The sequence below is a fragment of the Xanthomonas sp. NCPPB 1068 genome, assembly GCF_041479385.2.
In the GTDB taxonomy this organism is placed as follows: domain Bacteria; phylum Pseudomonadota; class Gammaproteobacteria; order Xanthomonadales; family Xanthomonadaceae; genus Xanthomonas; species Xanthomonas cannabis.
Window position 1 is genome coordinate 687,883 of sequence record NZ_CM192986.1, and the last position, 20,653, is coordinate 708,535.

The window sequence follows — 20,653 nt, forward strand, 5'->3', positions numbered from 1 at the left end:
TGTCTCTCGTGTTCGAGCCTGTTGGCCGCGACTAACCCTTCTTTTGCCTGGCCAGTCCCTTTTTGCACAACCCAATATTGGTTCTAGCTGCGCGGACGATTGCGAGATAGCGATCCGCAAGGACCGGCGGCCAGCGGTCCGTCACCGCATCGTCTGGTAGCGCTGCATCCTCAGCGTAGTCCTGCAACGTTTCCAGGCATTTCGCGTACTGGGCAGTCTTGTACTGGGTGAGTGCAAGATCATTGCGCATATCTCCCTTTTCGTCCCATTCCAGTGTCTGCCCGCACTGCGTCAGGACGGGAGACAATACAGAGAGCGCTTCTTCATAGTCCTTGCGGTCGTAGCGCTGCTGAAACGCCGCGCGCGTACGTGCAATGGCGGCGCGGTCGCAGCCGCTCTTGGCACGAAGGTAGGGTGCTTCGAAACTGCCGTTATAGCCGCACATGGCCTTGCACTCCGCCGTGGTGGGCGTTGTCACGTCGACGCCTTCAGCGGTTTTGGAGAACTGGACCTTGCAGCCTGTAGCGCCAGTCTCAACTTCTGCGCTGCCTTGGGTGCCGCGGATGGTGCCCTCGAGTAAGCACATGGATTGACCCGTGGTGCTTTCCAGGGAGAATCGGAGCACTCCATCTTCTTTTGTCAAAAGCAACTGGCCCCACCCCGCCTCTGTGATGTATTCACCTGGCTCAAGCGTCTTGGCCTCCGCGGGCTCTGCAACCACGGGCGCGTCGAGAGCCGCCATTATCGAGGTCGTGCCAGGCTCGTCGGTGGGCGACTGTGCGGAAGCTGGTGCGGCGGCAAGAAGGTTGCCGGCCAACACTGCAATTGTCCAGGTGACACACATGACGTAGTCCATTGCGTTCGGCTTCCGGTGGCTTATGAGCGTGGGTGCGTTGGTTGCATCGGTCTATGCAGTCTTTGAATCTGGATGAGCGTTGCCTGATCGATTGGCAAAACCGCAATTGATAGTCTGCCCTGTTCGTATCGCGTGCGCAGGGCGGATGTGTGCACTGACGGCGCTACGCGAATGCATTTGCCCTCGGCCACGTGCAATGGCGAAGCACCCACTTGGTAGCAAGCAGTGTTTCTGCTGTCTGCAACTGCAACTGCAACAGCGCACGGTCTTGCTGTTTGCATGGAGCCCACGGGAATGCGGGCCAATAATGCAACGCTATGGGCACCACTGCACTTGCAGCGAGCAAGCGTTGAGTGGCGTGTGATCTCGACCAAGGCTGACCAACGCGCGGCACGTAGGGGGTTAGCGTTGCTTGCCATCATGGTTAGATAGGTGCGGCTGCGGTCAGGGCTGCGGGTCTTACTCACCACTGTCCCATCTTTGGCTGCAATCGCTCATGTTCAGATCCACTTGCACGACCCTTGCGCGCGCGTTGCGTTGGTGCGTCGTGTCGCAAGATGCGTGGGGAAGTTGGTGGGCAGCGGCACTCGGCCGAAGGCGCGGCGATCACGATGAGCTCGCGTGATGGGCCGCCTGCGGCGCGCGGCCAGTTGTCGCTTGAGGAAAGGGACCGTCTGCGTGCGGAGTTCGACCAGGCACTGGCTGCGCTGCAGGCCGAGCTGCTGGTGTACCTGCGCCGCCGTACGCGCGATGCCGAGACTGCGGCCGACCTGGCGCAGGAGACCTTCTCGCGGATGATGGTGTACCGCGATGCGCCCCACATCGGCGACCGCCGGCTGTTGATGTACCGCATTGCGCACAATCTGGTAATCGAGTTGCGGCGGCAGCGTCACCGGCGGCTGGCGGCGCAGCATGTGTCGCTGGATCAGGTGGCGCCGATCAGGGCCGACGAGGCCGGCGTGGACGAGATTGCCGAGGCGCGCCAGACGCTCGATGTGCTGCTCAAGCGCACCTTGCTCGAGCTGCCGCCGAAGTGCCGGCTTGCGTTCAAGCTGAGTCGGTTCGACGGACTCACCTATCCGCAGATTGCCGCCAAGATGGGCATTTCCACCAAGATGGTGGAGAAGCACATCAGCCGTGCGCTGCTGGCCTGTCGTGCGGCCGTGGGGGAAGTGCCGCAGTGACCAGCCTGCAAGGCTGGCCTGGTGCCGCCAAAGGATGCTGGTAGCATCGTGCGCAAGGGCGCAGGGAAACGGCCCGCCGGGAGTCACCAGCCATGCGTGCACAGTCCGAGCGTATCCACGCGCAGGCGGCCGCCTATCTCGTTCGAAGCAGCGGCGAGAGCGCTGCCGAGCGCGCCGTGCGCGAGGCCTGGCTGGCTGCCGACCCGCGGCACCGTGCGGCCTACCAGCAGTTGCTCGACGTGGACGCGCATGCATCGGCGGTACTGGGTGATGCCGAGTTGCAGGCCGCCACTGCACGCGATCTGGAGTTGCTGACGCCGCCGTCCAAGCAGAGGCGTCGCTGGCCCTGGGTGTTGCTGGCAGCGATGTTGATTGCCGCGATCGGCTACGCGTTGCGTCACGCGTTGATGCGCTAGCACGCACTCCCTGCTGCGTGTTGTGCAGACCTTTGAGTGTGCGATGTGCAGCTGCGACGATGCATCTGCGTTTGTTGGTAGGGCATTGCGCTGACGAAGCATCACTTGTTGTCGGGGGACGCAATGGCGATGGTGCCGCGCCCAGGACGCGAAGGATGCACATGCAAGCACGACGGGCAGTAGCGGGGGAGCGGTGTGGGATTGGGGCCTATACCGCAGATTGGGGTGTGGCTTGTATCGCGGCCGCCGCCGCATACCCATAGCGTGTCGCAAGGCATGGCCGCGCAGCATGTGCAGCACCAGTGGTGCAAGCCATGCGCAATGCGCTGATGCGCCTGCGAAGGTAGCCATGGCAGCGCGTGCGCTGGTGATGGCGATGCGGGTATAGCGCGCCGGACGCAGAGCAGGTGGTAGGGGAAGAGCAAGAGCGCACACAGCGATGACGTGTCGGGCCCGGCTGGGTACCGAGCCAATTTGCGTGGGCGATGATTGCTCGTGAATCAAACAGTTAGCGGTACTGATCACTGCTTCCGCGTTGCGGTGTGCGTGTTTCAGCAGTCAGGTGCAGGACCGATCTTGCTCAGCTGGCAATGCGCTCCGGGCCGACCGGGCGGGCGGTCGGCGGGCCAACCCAGGCAAGTCAAAGGACGCAGCATGAAGACACGTACGTTACGCAACGCCATTTCCATCGCCCTGTTCGCCATGGCGAGCGGGGCGGCAGGTGTGGTGGGGGCACAGGCGGCGATGGCGGAGGTGGCGACGGGACCTGAGGCAGCAGCGCAGAAAACGCCGGCGGCCGTGGCAACGAACGCAGACGCGCCGCCCAGGCCCGGCTCGCCGGAGCCTGCGACTACAGCGGTACCGCCGGCGCAAACCGCCGCGACCGAGTTGGAGTCCATCGAGGTCACCGGCACGCGCATCAAGGGCGGTACCGTGCCGTCGCCGGTAATCGCGATCAGCGCGGCGCGGATCCAGGAAGAGGATTTCAGCGATCTTGGCGAGGTGATCCGCAGCGTGCCGCAGAACTTCTCCGGTGGGCAGAACCCGGGGGTGTTGAGCGGCAATCTGGCCGGGGCCGGCAATGCGAACCAGAACATGACCGGTGGCGCGAGCCTCAACCTGCGCGGGCTGGGTGCCGATGCCACGCTTACCCTGCTCAATGGGCGCCGGCTTGCCTATGGAGGATTCACCCAGGCGGTGGATCTCAGTGCGATCCCGGTGGAGGCCGTGGAGCGGCTGGAGATCGTGGCCGACGGTGCGTCGGCAATCTATGGGTCGGATGCAGTCGGTGGCGTGGGCAATGTAATCCTCAAGCGGGACTACGACGGAGTAAACGTCGGTACGCGCTTCGGGCGGGCGACGCAGGGTGGGCTCACCTCGCGGCAATACAGCGTTACGGCCGGCACCACGTGGCGCAGCGGTGGCGTGATCGCAACCTACCAGGACGTCTCGGCAGACCCCATCTACAGCCGTCAGCGCAGTTACACCACACAACTGGTGGACCCCTCCACGCTGTATCCGGGCAGTGACCTGCGCAGCGGGCTGCTGAGTGCCTACCAGGCGCTGGGCGACAACGCCGAGCTGCGCCTGGATGCGTTACGCACTGAACGCGACCAACTGCATTTTTATGCTGTCAGTGGCCGCAACAGCCGGGTCACGCCGACAACCACCAGCCTGCTGCTGTCGCCGAGCCTTGCGGTGTGGTTGCCCAACGACTGGACGCTGACATTGGGCGCCACCGACGGCAACAGCAAGCACGATCAATACCGGCGCGAAACCGCGCTGGCCAGCGGTGCGGTCAGTGTGACCGACCTGTGCTACTGCAACGACAGCCGCAGCTACGAGCTGGGCGCCGAGGGGCCGCTATTCGCGCTGCCGGCAGGCGATGCGCGCCTTGCCGCCGGGGTGGGGTATCGCAGCAACACGTTCCGCAACATCAACCACGTCAACGGCGCGGAGACGATCGACGGCAGCGAAAGCGCGCGCTTTGCCTATGCGGAGGTGAGCCTGCCAGTGGTGGACCCGGCGCAGGGCGTGCCCGGTGTGCAGCGACTGACGCTGACCGCGGCGGTGCGCGGGGAGGACTACAGCAGCTTCGGCGGGGTGACAACGCCCAAGTTCGGTGTGCTGTATGCGCCTGGCAGCGATGTGACGCTCAAGGCCTCGTGGGGCAAGTCGTTCAAGGCGCCGACGCTGTTCGAGCGCAACTATGCGCAGGAGGCATGGCTGTTCCAGCCGGGCGCGTTCGGTGGGGTGGGCTTTCCCGCCGGGACGACGGTGCTGGTGGCCGATGGCGGCAACCAGGATCTGCAGCCGGAGCGCGCCATCACCCGCTCGGTCTCGCTGGCCTGGCACCCCGAGGCGCTGGATGGCCTGGAGGCGGAGCTGACCTGGTTCGGGGTGGACTACAGCAACCGCGTGCTGCAGCCGATCGCCAATGCCAGCCAGGCCTTGCGCAATCCGATCTACGCGCCCTTCGTGGACCGCACGCCGACGCCGCAGGCGCAGGCCGATGTGATCGCGCTCGCCAGCCGGTTCTCCAACTTTGCCGGCGTCGCCTACGACCCGAGCCGGGTGGCGGCAATCATCTACACGCAATACGCCAACGTGGCGCGGCAGGACATCGAGGGTCTGGACCTGAGCGGGAGCTACCAGGTGGCGTTGGCGCGCGGCACGCTGACCTTGCGCGGGGCGGCGAGCTGGCTGGACAGCACGCAGCAGACATTGCCCGCGCAACCGGAGTTCGATCTGTCCGGCACGCTGTTCAACCCGCCCAAGCTGAGCAGCCGCGTGGGCGCGGTGTGGAAACAGGGCGGGCTCACTGCCTCGCTGTTCGGCAACTACCGCGGCGGGGTGCGCAACCGCGCCGATGGGGTGGAGTCGGCATCGTTCACCACCTTCGATATGGCATTGCGCTACGCCACCGGTGCACGCCGCGATGCATGGGCCGGGCTGGAATTCGGGGTGTCGGTGGACAACGCCTTCGATCGCGATCCGCCGCTGTATCGGGTGACCTCGCCGCTGTACGTGGCGCCGTACGACTCCACCAACTATTCGCCGATTGGTCGCTTCGTGAGCGTGTCGGTGTCCAAGCACTGGTGATGCGTCGGCTGCCGCTGCAGCCGACGTAATGGCGATGGTCCTTGAGCGTTGCTGAGAGGAGTGTGTGTGTGAGGAATCACAAACCATGGCGCCTGCTGCTTGCAGGCGTGCTGATGGCGGCAGGTGCGTGCGTGTGCCACGCGCAAACGGTATCGCCGCAGCGATTGCTGGAGGTGGTGGATATCGGCAGCCCCACGCTGTCGCCGGATGGCCGCAGTGTGGCCTTCCGCACGGAGCAGGCATCGGTGCAGCGCAATACCTACGACAGCGTCTGGTACGTGCAGGGCCTGCAGGATGCCGCGCCCAGGCGGGTTGCCGATGGCGGCGTGCCGTTGCGCGATTCGGCCGGCGTGTCGTTGCCGGCGCCGGTGACGTGGTCGGCCGACGGGCGTTGGCTCTACTACCGCGCGTTGATCGATGGCGTGATTGCGGTGTGGCGTGCGGCGGCAGACGGTTCCGGCGCTGCGCCGGTGACGCACGATGCGGCCGATGTGCAGGAGTTCGCGCTGGATGCGGACGGGCGCGTTCTGCGTTACCGCATCGGTGCGACGCGCGAGCAGGTGCTGTCGGCCGAGCAGGACGAGTATGCGCAGGGCATCCTGATCGACGAGACGGTGCCGCTCGGGCAAGGCCTGTTCCGTTCGGGCATTGTCGACGGGCGCCTGGCCACGCAGCGTTTCGGCTCGGTGTGGTTCGACCGTGCCGGGCTATCGGCGGGAGTGCCGACACGTTGGATCGCGCTGGATTTGACGACTGGCACTACACATGTGCTCGCCGATGCGCAGCGACCCGAGGCGGAACCAGACGTCAGCAAGCTGCGCGGCCTGGTCGGCGATGTGTGGAAATCTGCGCGCGCGCCACGAGGCGGTGCGGAAGCGGTGTTGTCGCGTGTGGGCGACGGCAGTGGGCAGCTATCCCGGCCGGACGTGGTGCTGTCGGTAGTGCCGGGTGCTGGCGCACGCAAGGCAGTGCATTGCGTGGCGGCAGCCTGCGTGGGCAAGGCGATCAGTGGCATGCAGTGGCGCCCCGGGAGCACGGAGGTGCTCTTCACCATCACCAATCCCGCCTTGGGTCTGGCGCAATCCATCCACCGCTGGGACCCGGCCAGTGGGCAGGTGCGACTGGTGGTGCAGGGCGGTGGGTTGGTCAATGGCGGGCGCGATCCATCGGCACCCTGCGGCGCATCGGCTACGGCACTGGTCTGCGTGACGGCCGACGCCGATCGCCCGCCACGGCTGGAACGCATCGCGCTGGACGGCGGCACGCGCGCCGTCCTGTTCGACCCCAATGCGGCGTTGGCGGTGGACATGGCAAACGCGACGCCCGCGCGTCTGTTGCAGTGGACCGACAGGCGCGGGCGACACTACAGCGGGCAGTTCTTTGCGGCACGCGGCCACACCGACGGCCAGGTGCCATTGTTCGTTACCTACTACAGTTGCCCGGGCTTCGTCCGCGGTGGCGTGGGCGACGAGTGGCCATTGGCGGCGTTTGCGCAACTAGGAATCGCGGCGCTGTGCATCAACCAGTTGCCCGGTTACACCATGGATGCGGTGGAGCGGCACGGCCAGGGATTGGCGGCGGTGGAAAGTGCGGTGGACTTGCTGTCGTCGCACGCCGACATCGATCGCACACGCGTGGGCATGGGCGGGCTGAGTTTTGGCGGTGCGGTGACCCTGTGGACGGCGACCGAATCGAACCTGTTGGCCGCGGCATCGGTGGCCAACCCGGTGGTGTCGCCGTCTTACTACCTGTTCGGCAGCATGAAGGGTGAGCCCTTTCTCAAGGGACTACGCGAGATGTGGGGGCTGGGAGCACCGGAGCAGACGCCGGAGCGTTGGAAGGCACTGTCGCCGGCGTTCAAGCTGGAGCGGATTCGCGCGCCCATCCTGTTCCAGCATTCCGAGCAGGAGTACCTGTACGCACTGGATTATGTGATTCCGCTGCTACGTGCGCAGCGTGCCGAACTCTATGTGTTTCCGAACGAGCCACACCAGAAGTTTCAGCCCCGGCACAAGTTGGCGGTGTATGCACGCAATGTAGACTGGTTTCGTTTCTGGTTGCAGGGCTATCAGGACGATGCGCCGGAAAAGGCCGCGCAGTACGCGCGCTGGCGTGCAATGAAGGCAGCGCCGGCTGCCGATCGCGGCCGGGGCCGCGATGCGACTGGCGCGTCGTCGCGCATGCGTGACGGTGCCGGGGCGCGGCGTCAGCCCTGATGGCGGACCCAGTTCTCGACGGCGCAGAGGTCGAACAAGCGCATGAAGCTGTCGTCGCCATCGGCCGGCACTGCATCGAAATGGCGACGTAGCGCATCCGCATCCAGAAGCCCTTGATCTTGGAGCCGGCCATGTAGCAGGTAATCGCGAATCTGGTGCCGGCTCTGACGATAGACCGCGCCGGAGTAGTTCATGAAGGTGCCCTTGCTGCGACGGTACAGGATCTGAGCGGGCAGCTGCTCTGCGAAGGCGTCACGCGCCACGGCGCGATTGCGGCCGCCACTGATCCACATCCAGCTCGGCACTGCCAGGCAGGCCTCCACCACCGGTTGCGACAACAGCGGCATGCGCAGGTGCCATGACGCACTGCGCGCTAGTCCGTCCCGGAAGACCTGGGTGCCTGCCAGGTCGAAGATGCGTTCGCGGTCGCCGGGGAGGCCATGCGCTGGCGCATTGAACCAGGGGTGGAACTCCAGCGGCATGTCCGGCTGCGAGGCAGGCAAGAACGCGCGCTCGGCCCTGCGTGGCGGGCCGGGCTTGGCGAAGTGTTTCTTCATCGTCAGCCTGGCTGCCTTCCAGAGCGTGCATTGATGCAGTTCGGCCAGCGCATGGATGGCGGTGATGCCGGCACGTACGCCTCGCTCCCGGAAGGCATCCACCGCTGGCGCGGCGGTTCTGGTGTAGCAGAACACCGTATCGCCACCGCCGCCGGAAAAGAAACTGCTGATTGCGAGCTGCCGGGCAACCGATTCCTTGAGTGCGTTGGAGGCATGCTGGAGAAACCAGGTGCTGGGGGCGACCGCATGTGCCGGCGGCGCGAAGTCGATGGGCGCAGCATCGAAACCGAGTGTGCGCACGACCAGCTCGGTGCCCAGAAGATCGGCCATCTGCCGGGCGTAGTGGCGCTCGTCGGCGCCAGGCACCGGCGTCACCAGGTTGCAGCACGCGACGCGTGCTGTTGCGGGCTTCAGGCACGCGGCAATGATGGAAGAATCCAATCCGCCGGAGAGCTCCAGCAGCACAGACGCATCGGTCTGGGCCCAACGCGCGACGGTGGACGCGACCGCCTGACGCACCTGGGCCTGCGCGTCACGCAAGTCATGCTGCCGGTGCGGGGGCGCGACGAAATCCCAGGGGTTCCAGAGCTGGTCCACGCTGCCCTGTCCAGAGTGGATGCGCAGCTGACTGCCCGGCAGTAGTTCGCGCACGCCGACAAGACCGGTGCGGCCGGTCTTGAGATGCGGGTAACGCAGGGTATGGGCGATGTACTCCCAGTCGATCTGCCGCGTATACAGGCCGACATGGGTGGCGATGGAAATATCCGAGGTGATGAAGCCGGCCTGCAGCGCATACACGCAGGCCACGCCACCGGACGGGTCACGCATCACAGTGACGTTGTCGGCGTCGGTCTGCGCGCCGGTACCCTGGTGGGCTGCCTGCAGCATCAGATACTCGCCCCACTGGGTCTGGATGAGCTGCCGCATGCGCTGCGCCGTGGGCAAGGCGTGCAGCCATGTAACGTCTGCCAGGGGGCTATTGTCGTGCCGCGAAAAGACGTGGCCAATCAGTGCGCCGCCACCGCAGATGTCGAGTACGGGAGTATCGTTCGATGCATATAGGGTCATGCGCCCACTGTGCAGCCGCGGAAACAGCCCGATCTGGCGCAGTGCCTCATCGATGTCGTTGCGCCCATTGCCGTGCATATGCGCGGGGCCGAGCACCAGCAGATAGCGATACATCACACCACCCGGATGGGTGTGTGGGCATGGACATTGCCAACCGTGTCGTTCAGGACAAGGTCGCCGGTCTGCACCCAGCAATGTGCCGAAAATGGGTTGAGTGCCACGCCGAAGACGATCTGCGCATCGAGCTGGCGCCTTCGCAGGAACTTCGCCAAGGCAAGCGAGTCAAGCAGGCAGCGCATCTCGACCGGCACCCACAGGCGTGCGCGCAGATACCTGCGTGTTGCATTGGCAAGGCGTTGCTCAAGCGCGAGGGTGGATTGGCCGTGCTTGCGTTGCCCGGGTGCTCCGGCAGCGAGGCTGGCGAGCACACGTCTGAGCGGATAGCGCTGCAACGCCAACCGCGTGGCCAGCACAGTCGCCAGCACTTCGATCGTGTCGAGGAGGCGTGGCCGGTGCATGGCGGTGGCGGTCTCCATGGCACTGCGCGCAACGGGTGTGATGACTGGCCGTGAGTGACTTGCTGTGGTCGATCGCTCGACAAGCAGGCCGCGTGCGACAAGGCCGCCGATCTCCGCATCCGACGATGAGCAGGGCTGCTCCAGGTAGGCAAGCAGGGCGCGTTGCAATGCGGCAGGCAAACGGAAATAGCGATCCGTGCCAACATCGAGGAAGACAAGCTGCTCGCCGACGCGGCAGAACGAGAGATCGTCGCGCAATGCGTAGTGGGGCATGGGGTTGTCCTGCTGAGAAAAGGGCGCACCGTGTGGGTGCGCCCGTGACCTTGCCGTTGGTTTGAAATGCATCCGATCAACCGCGACCTACCGTGTCTCGGCAGCGCTTAGTCCTGGCTGATGCCCAACGTGGCGGTGCCACCCATCTCTTCCCCGGACAGTGGTCCGCCGCGCGTGTCGATGCTTGCTACACCGAGCACGATGAGTTCCTGCTCCAACGCCGTGGTGCGCGGTGCGTCATTGCTGGTGATATTCATCATGTCTGCTCCTGGATGGGAGAGGCGTGCGCTCAGGCACGCCTCAAGGTTCATGCCTCGGAAATGCCGGGGACGTTGAAACCGCCGATTTCTTCGCCAGCGAGTGGACCACCTTTGGTATCCGTGCTGGCAACGCCAAGGACGGTGATGTCGTCGGATACATCGGTGTGCGTGTTGTCGTATGTGTTCATCGCTGTCTCCTGGTTGTGTCATGGGGCTCCATGACATGTGCAGGATAGGAAGCGATGTTTTTGATTCTCAAATGATTATCGCGTTGCACGCCGGTAATTAAATCCGGTCTGTGATCAGTTTCAAGGAAGGCTGCGCTGTCCTGGTCGTGGCGTATCGCTCGGCCAAGCAGCCCTGTAATGGGAAGACGGCGTACAGGGCCCGTTGCGATGCTGCCATTGCAAGGTCGCGCTCTTCTGCTTGGAAACCTGGCCCCCGATGCGGTCGGCAGCCGGCGCGATGAGACGATGCTGGTTCGCGCTGGATGGACGACTATCGCGCGTTACGGCTTTGCTCGTTCAATGCGGCGACGATACGTGGCACTTCCTGCTTGCGTCGTGTGTGGTACGACCGCAGCGCGATCTGCAACGCAATGAAGTCGCGCCGTTGCCAGTGCTGTTCGAGATCCGCTATCTCAGCGTCGACAGCATCGAGCATGCCGTGTTTGGCGCGACGGATCGGGGCCAGCCGGTCATTGGCCTGTCTTACTGCGTGGTGCAGCGACCAGTGTGCAGTGCTGCGCGCGATCGCGTCGAACAGCTTCCAGGTTCGCTTCACCAGATCGGCGCGGTCGTCTTCCTGCATGATGCCGGCAGGGGTGCGGGAAGGCTGCAGACTGGCGATATCGCACGCCATCAGCAACAGGCGTTCCATCCAGTCATAGAGGTCACGCAGGGCCACTTCAGTGAGCAGCGGGACCTGCAGGCCGTAGCGCGCGTGGTCGTCCACCAGCCCTTCGCCGACCAGGCGATACAAGGCAAAGCGTACCGGGGTGGGACTGGTGTTGAATTCGGCAGCGAGCTTTCCCGGGTCGATGCGCTGGCCGGGCGGATACCTGCCGGATTGCAGTGCGCGCCTGACGTGCGCATATGCAACTGCACGTTTGGAGTGGATTTCACTCATGACGAACTCCTTGTCTGACCGCGACTCCTCCCCTGGCTGGATCGTACATGCAAAGGCAGGGTAGGGAGTTGCCGGAGTAGTCCTTTTGGTCCCGGGCTTGTCACATCGTGCCGCGTACGAGTCAGGCTGCGAGCCAATACCCTGCCCCGCCAGTAAGAGTTTTTATAACGTCCAAACTGAGACCAAAAAGGAGGGCCGCCTGGTTTGCCAGGGCGGCCCTCGTTTGAACATTATCTCTTCCTGCTGTCGCGTGGCACGACCGGCGTGCCAAACGCCGTGGCTAGCTTAGCGAAACGACTCACGCAGCCGCTTGCCCGCATACTCCTGCGCGGCCTTCGCCTTGGCGACGACGGCTGCACAACCGAAGAACTCGTGCGTCACGCCGGTGTAGACCTCGCGCTCGACCGGTACATTGGCCTCCTTGAGGGCGTCCTCCAGCTTGGCGCCGTCGCTGCGCAGCGGGTCGATGGTGGCGTTGATGAGCGTCACCGGTGCCAGGCCGCGCAGGTTGGCGTTGACCAGATCCAGGCGCGTGTCCGCCTTGTCGGCATCGCTGCGGATCAGGTGGCCGACAAACCATTCGATCATGGCTTTGTTCAAGGGTTTGGCGATGGCGTTTTCGATATAGGACTCTGTGTGCAGGCTGCCGGTTTGCCCGACCGGGTACACCGCCAGGATGTGCGTGGGTGCCTGCAGGCCCTTGTCACGCGCGGCCACGGCGGTGGCGATGGCCAGGTTGCCGCCTGCGCTTTCGCCTGCAAGGGCAACGCGCTGCGGATTGCCGCCGATGCTTGCCGCGTTGGCCAGCACCCATTCGTACGCGGCGAGTGCGTCGTCCCAGGCGGCGGGGAATTTGTGTTCCGGCGCTTGGCGATAATCGACCGAGACGACGATGGTGCCGGTTTCCTTGGCCAGCCCGCGTGCGCCGCCGTCATACACCTGCGCGTTGGCAATCACCCAGCCGCCACCATGGAAATAGACGATCACCGGCAGTTGCGTGCCGCCGTTGGGGGTATAGATCAGCGCCGGGAGATTGCCTGCTGGCGTCTCCAGCGTGTGAGCCGTGCGTTTGACGCCGGGCATCAGGACTTCCGGGTCGGTGGTCTTGCCCTGGTCCTGCAACACCTTGTTGACCGCATCGGCGATGGTGGGCTGCTGCCGTGCTTCCTGTGGCGTCAATTTTTCGATGGCCTTGGGTTCCAGCGCATCGTGCGCCAGTGCGACCTGGTGCATGTCGTCATCGGCGCGCAGGGTGCCGATGATGTTTGCGAGGGTGTCGATGATGGGATTGGGTTTGCCGTTGTCGGTCATTTGCGCGTCTTCTGAGGAGTGGTGCGACGCTAGCGCCGATCTGATCAATGGTGTGGCAAGGGAACACGACCGTTGTGCACGTGATTGCAACAATTGAGCTCGCCTGGCCGCATGGCGACGCCGAAGCAGTTGGAGCAGGGGCAACGGTCCGCCCTTCCCTGCGCGGGTGCGCTGGCCTGGACGCTGATTGACCAGGGTGTGTCGTCGCTGCTGGCGTTGTGCGATTTCGCTGCGAACCATCTGCTGCGCGCGCAGCGCGGCGACGCGAGCCGCGTGCGTTGACGGATGAGTGCCCGTTTCATGCCCCAAGGCACGAGCAGTCTTGCAGGCGTGCACTGGCACAGTCGCCCTATCGCCGGATAGGGCAACCAGCACGGCAGGCGTCTGAAAATCAGCCTGCCCGAACGCCGTACGGCATCGCAGCGTGGCAATGTGCCGAGACGCGCCGACCTAGTGCAGGTGCGTGAAAACCCAGCAGGCGCCACTCAGCAGCGTGACGTAGCCGGTGACAAGTGCCGCATGGATGGCACGTTGATGCGTTCTGATCAGCTGCATGCTTCCCCTCGCACACAAACAGTTGCTGTTGGCATGCCGGCTCTGGATGTGCTCCGCATCCCACAAGATGAGCGGCACATGGCCTCGTGTCCGACAGCGTGATGTTGGTGTGAAGGTGGGCGCCAATCCAATAGAAAATTTCTATGCCTCGATTCCGGGACGAACCCGCCGGCTCACGGCGTCTCGACTCGCCATTTCCGATCATTGCGCGCATGAATAGTGGTAACCAGATCACAGCGCGAACCGTGACTGTCGCGCCCGGCGACACGGGGCGCGCCGGCAGCAAGATCACCGTCGAGTTGTCTGCCCATCCCGACCCGCGGTGGCAGGCGTGCTTCCAGTTCGTGGTGCAAGGCCGCGACGGGTTTTTCATGGAGGCCAGGCCGGTGTTCGACCGTGGCAGCTTTGAGGGGATGGTGCCGCCCGCGCATGTGGATGAGTTTCGTCAGGAACTCAATGACGTCATCGCAGCGGCCAATGTGCTTGCACGCGCGCAGGCCAACAAGGACGCGCCGCCTCGACGCCGCTGAGCCTGGCGGGTGCGGGGTGATGTGCGAGGGCGGGCGGTCAGGCCGCGAGGATGCGCGCCCGCGGCGTCACCGCTGGCCCAGCGCCGCGGAGACTCGATCCAATCGCTCACTCAGTACCTCACGACCGGCATCGAGCGCGGCGTTGCCGATCCGCTGCTGCCACGCGGCAGTCGCCGCTGCCATCTCGGCGGGCAGGCCCAGGGCGGCCACGGTGGCGGCAACCTCGTGCATCTCTGCCGCGCGGCGGACGCCGTGCATCATCATGCGCCCCAGGTTGTAGCTGGCCTGCTCGCCCCAAGTGCGTTGTGGTGCAGACGCATCGAGTGATGCGATGACCTGGTCTTCGACCCCTGCACGCCGGGCGGCGATGAAGCATTCGGCGCACAGCGCCTCGATACCCTTGACCATCACCGAGCGCAGCATCTTGATGGACGACGCCTGGCCGACGAGGTCGCCAGCGATCTCGGGCCGCATGCCCAACGCCTGCAGCACGGTCAGCGCGGCAGGCGCATGCGGGCCGCTCACCAGCAGCGGTACGTGGTGCCGTTGTGGCAGCACCGGGGCCATGACCGCAACGTCGACATAACGGCCGCCGGCCGCTTCGATCACGGCCGCCGCCGCCTGTTTGGTGCCGGGTGCACACGAGTTGCAGTCCAGCCAGAGCGCTGCCTTGCGCAGGGCGGGCGCTGCTGCGTGTGCTGCCGCTTGTGCACAGTCGGCAGTGACCAGGCTGAAGACGATATGTGCCTGTTCCACTGCGGCTGCGGCGCTTTCGCAGCCCACCACGGCATGGTCGAGGTAGCGCGCATGCATGGCAGGTTGCGTCTCGGGGTGGTCGCTCTTGATGTCGTAGGCCGTGATCCGGCGCTGGCCATCGAGTGCCCAACCCTCATGGAATGCGCATGCAGCTTCGCCGAAGCCGATGAAGGCGAGTGCGCCGTACGATGCTGACATGCAGGAACTCCTGTGCCGCGGGTGGTCGATCGGGCGGGTGTGGGTGTCCGATGCAACGCTAAGAGGTGCCGGCAAGCCGGACTGTCTTGGGTTGGATGGGGTGGCCGACTCATGCGTTGGCTCGTTGATGCAACTTCAAACGCGCCAGGGGGCCCGGCGACGCGTTACATGTCTCTCGTGTGTCTTGCACATCGGGCCGGCGACGCGCGGGAAGACAGTTCAGCATGCATGCCGAACCGGCACGGGGCCGGAGCGCGAACCGACGCGTGCTTCCGCGAATCGATGCAACGCCACGTGAGGACTGCGCACGCACTGGCCGGCGCGTACGTGCGGAGCTGGCATTGCATCGCGATGCGGTGCGCCGGTGCGGCGTGATCCATCACCAATCCGTCGGCGCGTAATCCTTGAGGAACTGGCCCCACACGTGCTCGCCGGTATTGAAGCCGTGGATGATCGGGTCGACGATACGGGCGGCGCCGTCGACGATGTCCAGCGGCGGGTGGAAGCGTTCCTGCTGGACCTTGAGCGCGGCAATGTCGGCCGGATCTTCGTCGGTGACCCAGCCGGTGTCGACGCTGTTCATGTGGATGCCGTCGTTTTGATAATCGGCCGCCGAGGTGCGCGTCATCATGTTCAACGCGGCCTTGGCCATGTTGGTATGCGGGTGGCGGGTGGTCTTGAAGTTGCGATAGAACTGGCCTTCCATCGCCGAGACGTTGACGATGTGCTTGTCGCGCTCGGGCGTGCGCAGCATCAGTGGCTTCAGGCGCGCGTTGATGATGAACGGCGCGATGGCGTTGACCAGTTGCGTTTCCAGCAGCTCCACCGATGGCACTTCGGCCATCAGCAGGCGCCAGGAGTTGCGTCCGCGCAGATCGACCTGCTGCAGGTCCTGGTCCAGCCGGCCTTCGGGGAACAGGTGTTCCTGGCCTACCAGCTCGTCGTCCAGCAGTGCGATCTGCGACAGCTCTGCAGCGCGGGTGAGGCCGTCTGCATCGTCGAGACCACGCCCATGCACCGCCGGCAGCGCGGTGGCCGATGCGTCGCGCAGCAATTCGGGCGTGCGCAGGCCTTCGTAATGGCCAACGAGTTGTTGCACCGTGTCCGGCAGGTCATGCAGGGCAGCGGTTTCGTTGGCCATCATGTGCGCATAGAACTGCGGTGGGCGGCGCACGGTCTGGCAGGCATTGTTGATGATGAAATCCAGCCGCTCACGGGTGGCCAGCAGCTGGCTGCAGAAGGCTTCCACGCTGGGCGTGTGGCGCAGGTCCAGGCCGAAGACCTGCAGGCGGTGACCCCACTGCGCAAAATCCGGTTCTTCCGCATAACGCGCGGCCGAATCGCGCGGGAAACGCGTGGTGACGATCAATTCCGCGCCGGCACGCAGCAGCTTCAATCCGGCCTGATAACCGATCTTCACCCGCCCACCGGTGAGCAGCGCCACGCGCCCGCGCAGGTCGGCAGTTTCGGTACGCTTGAAGAAATTGAGCTCGGCGCAGGCCGGGCACATCTGGTCGTAGAAGTGATGCAGCTGGGTGAACTTCTGCTTGCACACATAGCAGTGGCGCAGCTCCGGCGAATGCAGCTGCTCCGGTGCCTCGGCGGCATTCTCGCCGTTGTGCGCGTCGTGCAGGCCGGCGGCATGCGGCGGAAAGTAGTTCGGCGTGCTGAACACCGGCTTGCGCCGCAGTGCGCGGATGCCACGCTGCTCCAGCAGTGCTTCGGCCTTGCGCACCTTTTCCTGATGCCGCTCGCGTTCGCGCTGCTTGAGCAGCTGCCGCCGCGCCTTCGGCTCGGGGTGATAGACCTTGGCGACCACCTGATGCAGGCGTACGCGATCGGCCTCGGGCAAGGTGTCGAGCACACTGCGGTCGGCCTCGATGGCCTCCAGCAGATCCAGCGCCGCGCGCAGGCGGTCGGTCAGGGGCAGGTCGTCGTTGGCGGGCAGGGGCGGGGTGGTGGTGTTCAAGGCAGATCCGGGAAAGACGTTGGGCATCGGTCGCGTGCCAGGCACGCGTGAAGGAGGCCGCGGCAGGGAGCGGCGAGCGTGCGCGCCGGGCGGCCCCAAGGCGCGATGACGCGTATTTTCACCGATCCGGGCAGGTTGGCGCCAATGCCGCCGGCCGGGTGGCCAGCCACCTACCTACGACGATGCGTGACCGGCAACCGAGCGGCTGCCCAGGCGCTGCTCGCGCCTGCCGCGGATGTGTGCAGGCCCGTCACCGCTGCCTTTGCCTAGCGGCAAGCGGTGCGGTGTGGATGGCTTAGCGCTCACGCACCCTCCAGTGCTGCTGGGCTAGGGTGGCCGCTCATGCTGTGGCGGGAGAACACGATGGGCCTGTTGGTCGATGGCAAGTGGCAGGACCGGTGGTACGACACCGACAAGAGCGACGGGCGATTCGAGCGTTCTCAATCGCAGTTTCGCAACTGGGTGACACGCGATGGGTCGGCCGGGCCGCATGGCGAAGGTGGGTTCAAGGCGGCCGCGGGCCGCTACCACCTGTATGTGTCGCTGGCCTGCCCGTGGGCGCATCGCACGCTGATCTTTCGTCGGCTGAAGGGTCTGGAGCCATTGATCGATGTGTCGGTGGTGCACTGGCTGATGGGCGAACAGGGCTGGACCTTCGACCCTGGTCCGGGCGTGGTGGCCGATCCGGTCAACCATGCCACGCGCTTGTACGCGGTGTATCTGAAGGCCGATCCGCGCTATTCCGGCCGCGTGACGGTGCCGGTGCTCTGGGACCGTGAGCGCGGCACGGTGGTGAGCAATGAATCGGCCGACATCATCCGCATGTTCAATAGCGCCTTCGATGACGTGGGTGCCCGCGCTGGCGATTACTTCCCTGCGCACCTGCGTGAGCAGATCGATGAGGTCAACGCACGCGTGTACGACACCGTCAACAACGGCGTTTACAAGGCGGGCTTTGCCACCACCCAACAAGCCTACGAAGAGGCCGTGACGCCACTGTTCGCCTCACTGGACTGGCTTGAGGCGCGCCTTGGCCAGCAACGCTATCTATGCGGCGACACCTTGACCGAAGCGGACTGGCGCCTGTTCACCACCTTGGTGCGGTTCGATGCGGTGTATGTGGGGCACTTCAAATGCAATCTGAAAAGGATTGCCGATTACCCGCAGTTGTCCGGCTTCCTGCGCGAGCTGTACCAGATGCCGGGAATCGCCGAGACGGTGAATTTCCAGCATATCAAGGGCCACTATTACCAAAGCCACGGCATGATCAATCCGACCGGAATCGTGCCGATGGGGCCGCTGCTGGATCTGGATGCACCCCACGGGCGTGGCGGTTGAAGTGCAGGGCGTTTCAAGCAGCGTATGTGCCCGATTGCAGCTTGGCGATGGAGTGTGCAGCAAGGGTGGAACGCAGTGGCCCAGGCGCCCGAAGAGCGCGCCTAACGCCAGGCGAGTGCTGCAGCATGACCATGCTGCGGCCACGATGCAGAAGTCGAACCATGGTGCAGCACTGCGTGCAGGCACGTCAGCGGGAATTAGCGCTTTGCGGCGTCCCGGATGATCAAGGTGGCCGCGCCCACGGAGATGGCGTCTTCGACAATGCCGGTGCTGGTCTGGCCGTAGCGTTCGATGGCGCGCATGCGGGCGTTGAAGGTGAGATAGGCGGCGGCGACCGCGGTGGTTGCACCGAGCAGGGCGGCAATGCCACGTTGCTCGCGCGGCGCCAACGCAGTGCCGACGATGACGCCGGTGGCGATGCGGGCGATCATTCCGGGGAGCACGATGCGGTCGGGGGCGGTCTTCATCTTGTCGCCCGCCAACTCACCGCCGGCCAGCGCCAGCATGCCGGCCGAGGCGACAGGGTTGGCAAGCAACGACGGGGCGCCATTGTCAGAAGGAAGCTTGCCGGTGCGGGCGGCGTTGGCCACTGCTGCCAGCGGCGTCATCGAGCGCATGCCGGCGACGGCGCTCATCAGGATGGAATGAATCAAAGCCATGTGCACCTCTGCCTGTGGTCGACGAGCGCAAACCAATGGCATTGCGATCGTCACGCTGTTGTGGATCGCCACACACTAGGGCCGGGCATGTGTGGGCGCTGGCAAGACCTTGTGCACGCCGCGCATCGGTTGCGCCCGTATGCCGGTGCTTGCTGTTCGCCACGCGCCGCCGGGTGGCGGCGCGTGGCAACCGGGTAATGCGTAGGTCGTGCGGCGTGCAGCCTCTGCAGCTGTCGCCACAGCGAACGGATCAATAAGGCGTGCGAAATGCGGGCGTTACCTTATTGCCTGGCGAATTGACCACGGCGCCATGCCAGCCACACGACCGAGAGGCCGACGGCGAGGCAGACCAGCATGCCGATCAACGATGCTTCGGGGCCGAACGTGCCGCCGGTCAGCCATTCCGGCAGCGCGGCATTGAACGTACTGCGCGCGATGGCCGGGCCCGCCGCCACACCCGAGACGGCGGCGCCAAACAGGTAACCCTGGGTGAAATTCCAGGCGGCATGCGCACCGATCGACACCCAGATGCGCCCGGTGAGCGCGTAGAAGGCGCCCATCATGACCCCGGCTTCCAGTGCGATGCAGAGCGCGGCAAACACCGTGGCATTGGGGTTGCCCAGATGGGAGATGCCGAACACTGCCGAGGACACCGCAAACGCCGTCCACGGGCCGAATGCACGCCATACCAGACGCAGAATGGCCGCACGCATCATCAGCTCTTCCACCACGCCGGCCTGCAGCGCTTTGCGAAGCGGCGTCCAGGCCGATGCCGGGCCGACGAACTGGATGTCGTACAGGCCGAACAGCGCCATGATGCCCATCACCGTGGCAAACATCGCGGCACCTGCCAACAGGCCGATGGTCAACTGCGGCAGCATGGGGCGTAACGCGATTTCCGATGGGGTGCGTTTTTCGGCCAGGCGGACCGCCAGCGTATAGATGCCCAAGGCGACCAGCGCCCCGACCAGGCTGGCCACGAACTGCACCGGCTCATTGGTCTTTGGCCACAGACTGCCGAGAAACCGCGTGACCACGCCGGTTGGAATGGCCACCAGGAAGAACAGCGCCACTGCCCAGCCGCATGCGCGCAGCCAGCGCAGCCGGCCGGGGCGCAGGACGCCACGCTCGCCCAGTTCGATGCGCTGCGATGCCTGCGTTGCTGGAGATGCCGCGAGGGGACCATTGGATTGCGTCATTGCATGCATGTGCGACTCCTTGTGGATGCTGCGGCTATGGGGCAGGTGCGGTCGCTGCCGCGGAAATACGGGTGGCGAAGGAGCGTTGGTTCAATGCGGCAATGGCCTCTGCAAGCACCGCAGACAAGGGAACGGACAGCTCCGCGTCCAGTTGTGCGGCGGCTGCATTGGTGGCCGCCCATTGCCGTTGCAATGCCGGAATCATCTGCCTGGTCCTGGCGGTGAGCACCACGATGCGCTCGCGCGCATCCGTACCGGGCTTGAGGGCGACCAGGCGTTGCTTGACCATCTGCGCAACGGTCTGGCTGGCGGCGGAGTGGGTGATGCCGATCTCTTGCGCAAGCACCTTGATGGAAACGGGCCCCAGCCGCATGAGCACGCGCAACACCGGCGTATAGCGCGGCCGCCACGCCAGCCCCGAGGCTGCATAGACCGCTTCCAGGTCGCCGTCCAGCAACTCGATCAGATGCCGGACCAGGGTGCCGAGGGTGGGTGAGGGCGTGCTCATGACACGAATATATAAGCGCTGTTGTAATTGCGCCATGTGCCGGAAGTCGGGG

General features: G+C 65.0%; 18 protein-coding genes. 6 read left to right on the top strand and 12 right to left on the bottom strand.

Going from position 1 to position 20,653, the window contains the following annotated elements:
• Positions 1-31: 31 nt before the first annotated feature.
• Positions 32-856 carry a hypothetical protein gene (locus ACCQ12_RS02980; RefSeq protein ID WP_372382903.1) on the bottom strand — a complete coding sequence of 275 codons (825 nt, stop codon included), beginning with the start codon at positions 854-856 and terminating at the stop codon, positions 32-34.
• 611 nt (positions 857-1,467) lie between these two features.
• Here ACCQ12_RS02980 and ACCQ12_RS02985 point away from each other — a divergent pair.
• The 4 genes from ACCQ12_RS02985 to ACCQ12_RS03000 all read left to right on the top strand — a co-directional run bounded on the left by ACCQ12_RS02985 (position 1,468) and on the right by ACCQ12_RS03000 (position 7,774).
• The gene (locus ACCQ12_RS02985) at positions 1,468-2,040 is read left to right on the top strand and encodes an RNA polymerase sigma factor (protein WP_228335314.1); all 573 of its coding nucleotides are present in this window, start codon (positions 1,468-1,470) and stop codon (positions 2,038-2,040) included.
• A gap of 92 nt (positions 2,041-2,132) precedes the next feature.
• The gene (locus ACCQ12_RS02990; protein ID WP_372382904.1) at positions 2,133-2,456 is read left to right on the top strand and encodes a DUF4880 domain-containing protein; all 324 of its coding nucleotides are present in this window, start codon (positions 2,133-2,135) and stop codon (positions 2,454-2,456) included.
• 654 nt (positions 2,457-3,110) lie between these two features.
• Positions 3,111-5,558, top strand: a complete 2,448-nt coding sequence (locus ACCQ12_RS02995) for a TonB-dependent receptor plug domain-containing protein (protein WP_372382905.1) — start codon at positions 3,111-3,113, stop codon at positions 5,556-5,558.
• Between the two features lie 68 nt (positions 5,559-5,626).
• Positions 5,627-7,774, top strand: a complete 2,148-nt coding sequence (locus ACCQ12_RS03000) for an Atxe2 family lasso peptide isopeptidase (RefSeq protein WP_372382906.1) — start codon at positions 5,627-5,629, stop codon at positions 7,772-7,774.
• Here ACCQ12_RS03000 and ACCQ12_RS03005 read toward each other — a convergent pair.
• The 6 genes from ACCQ12_RS03005 to ACCQ12_RS03030 all read right to left on the bottom strand — a co-directional run bounded on the left by ACCQ12_RS03005 (position 7,765) and on the right by ACCQ12_RS03030 (position 13,198).
• The gene (locus ACCQ12_RS03005) at positions 7,765-9,513 is read right to left on the bottom strand and encodes a lasso peptide isopeptide bond-forming cyclase (protein ID WP_372382907.1); all 1,749 of its coding nucleotides are present in this window, start codon (positions 9,511-9,513) and stop codon (positions 7,765-7,767) included. The genes ACCQ12_RS03000 and ACCQ12_RS03005 overlap by 10 nt on opposite strands.
• On the bottom strand, positions 9,513-10,190 hold the full coding sequence (locus ACCQ12_RS03010; protein WP_372382908.1) for a lasso peptide biosynthesis B2 protein: 678 nt from the start codon (positions 10,188-10,190) through the stop codon (positions 9,513-9,515). The genes ACCQ12_RS03005 and ACCQ12_RS03010 overlap by 1 nt, the downstream gene beginning before the upstream one ends.
• 107 nt (positions 10,191-10,297) lie before the next feature.
• Positions 10,298-10,447: a benenodin family lasso peptide gene (locus ACCQ12_RS03015; RefSeq protein ID WP_372382909.1), complete on the bottom strand. Its 150-nt coding sequence runs from the start codon at positions 10,445-10,447 to the stop codon at positions 10,298-10,300.
• 50 nt (positions 10,448-10,497) lie between these two features.
• Positions 10,498-10,638, bottom strand: a complete 141-nt coding sequence (locus ACCQ12_RS03020; protein ID WP_166743756.1) for a benenodin family lasso peptide — start codon at positions 10,636-10,638, stop codon at positions 10,498-10,500.
• Positions 10,639-10,948: 310 nt separating this feature from the next.
• Complete coding sequence (locus ACCQ12_RS03025) at positions 10,949-11,578, bottom strand: GntR family transcriptional regulator (RefSeq protein ID WP_372382910.1); 630 nt, start codon at positions 11,576-11,578, stop codon at positions 10,949-10,951.
• A 285-nt stretch (positions 11,579-11,863) separates the two neighbouring features.
• On the bottom strand, positions 11,864-13,198 hold the full coding sequence (locus ACCQ12_RS03030) for an alpha/beta hydrolase (RefSeq protein ID WP_372382911.1): 1,335 nt from the start codon (positions 13,196-13,198) through the stop codon (positions 11,864-11,866).
• A 458-nt stretch (positions 13,199-13,656) separates the two neighbouring features.
• Between ACCQ12_RS03030 and ACCQ12_RS03035 the strand changes: the two genes are divergently transcribed.
• Positions 13,657-13,974 (top strand): hypothetical protein, encoded by a 318-nt coding sequence (locus ACCQ12_RS03035; protein WP_047693302.1) that lies wholly within the window; start codon positions 13,657-13,659, stop codon positions 13,972-13,974.
• Between the two features lie 66 nt (positions 13,975-14,040).
• On the opposite strand, the gene ACCQ12_RS03040 is transcribed toward ACCQ12_RS03035, so the two are convergent.
• Together ACCQ12_RS03040 and ACCQ12_RS03045 are read right to left on the bottom strand one after the other, a co-directional pair.
• Positions 14,041-14,928 carry a DUF1932 domain-containing protein gene (locus ACCQ12_RS03040; RefSeq protein WP_372382912.1) on the bottom strand — a complete coding sequence of 296 codons (888 nt, stop codon included), beginning with the start codon at positions 14,926-14,928 and terminating at the stop codon, positions 14,041-14,043.
• Between the two features lie 379 nt (positions 14,929-15,307).
• Complete coding sequence (locus ACCQ12_RS03045; protein ID WP_355607140.1) at positions 15,308-16,897, bottom strand: SDR family NAD(P)-dependent oxidoreductase; 1,590 nt, start codon at positions 16,895-16,897, stop codon at positions 15,308-15,310.
• A 363-nt stretch (positions 16,898-17,260) separates the two neighbouring features.
• Between ACCQ12_RS03045 and ACCQ12_RS03050 the strand changes: the two genes are divergently transcribed.
• A complete protein-coding gene (locus ACCQ12_RS03050; RefSeq protein WP_372382913.1) occupies positions 17,261-18,235 on the top strand; it encodes a glutathione S-transferase family protein in 975 nt (324 codons plus the stop codon).
• A 197-nt stretch (positions 18,236-18,432) separates the two neighbouring features.
• Here the strand turns inward: ACCQ12_RS03050 and ACCQ12_RS03055 are convergent, their stop codons facing one another.
• The 3 genes from ACCQ12_RS03055 to ACCQ12_RS03065 all read right to left on the bottom strand — a co-directional run bounded on the left by ACCQ12_RS03055 (position 18,433) and on the right by ACCQ12_RS03065 (position 20,637).
• Entirely contained in the window at positions 18,433-18,894 is a 462-nt protein-coding gene (locus ACCQ12_RS03055; RefSeq protein WP_166751839.1) for a DUF4126 family protein, read from the bottom strand.
• A gap of 281 nt (positions 18,895-19,175) precedes the next feature.
• The gene (locus tag ACCQ12_RS03060; RefSeq protein WP_372382914.1) at positions 19,176-20,102 is read right to left on the bottom strand and encodes a CPBP family intramembrane glutamic endopeptidase; all 927 of its coding nucleotides are present in this window, start codon (positions 20,100-20,102) and stop codon (positions 19,176-19,178) included.
• 25 nt (positions 20,103-20,127) lie between these two features.
• Positions 20,128-20,637, bottom strand: a complete 510-nt coding sequence (locus ACCQ12_RS03065) for a MarR family winged helix-turn-helix transcriptional regulator (protein WP_372382915.1) — start codon at positions 20,635-20,637, stop codon at positions 20,128-20,130.
• Positions 20,638-20,653 lie beyond the last annotated feature (16 nt).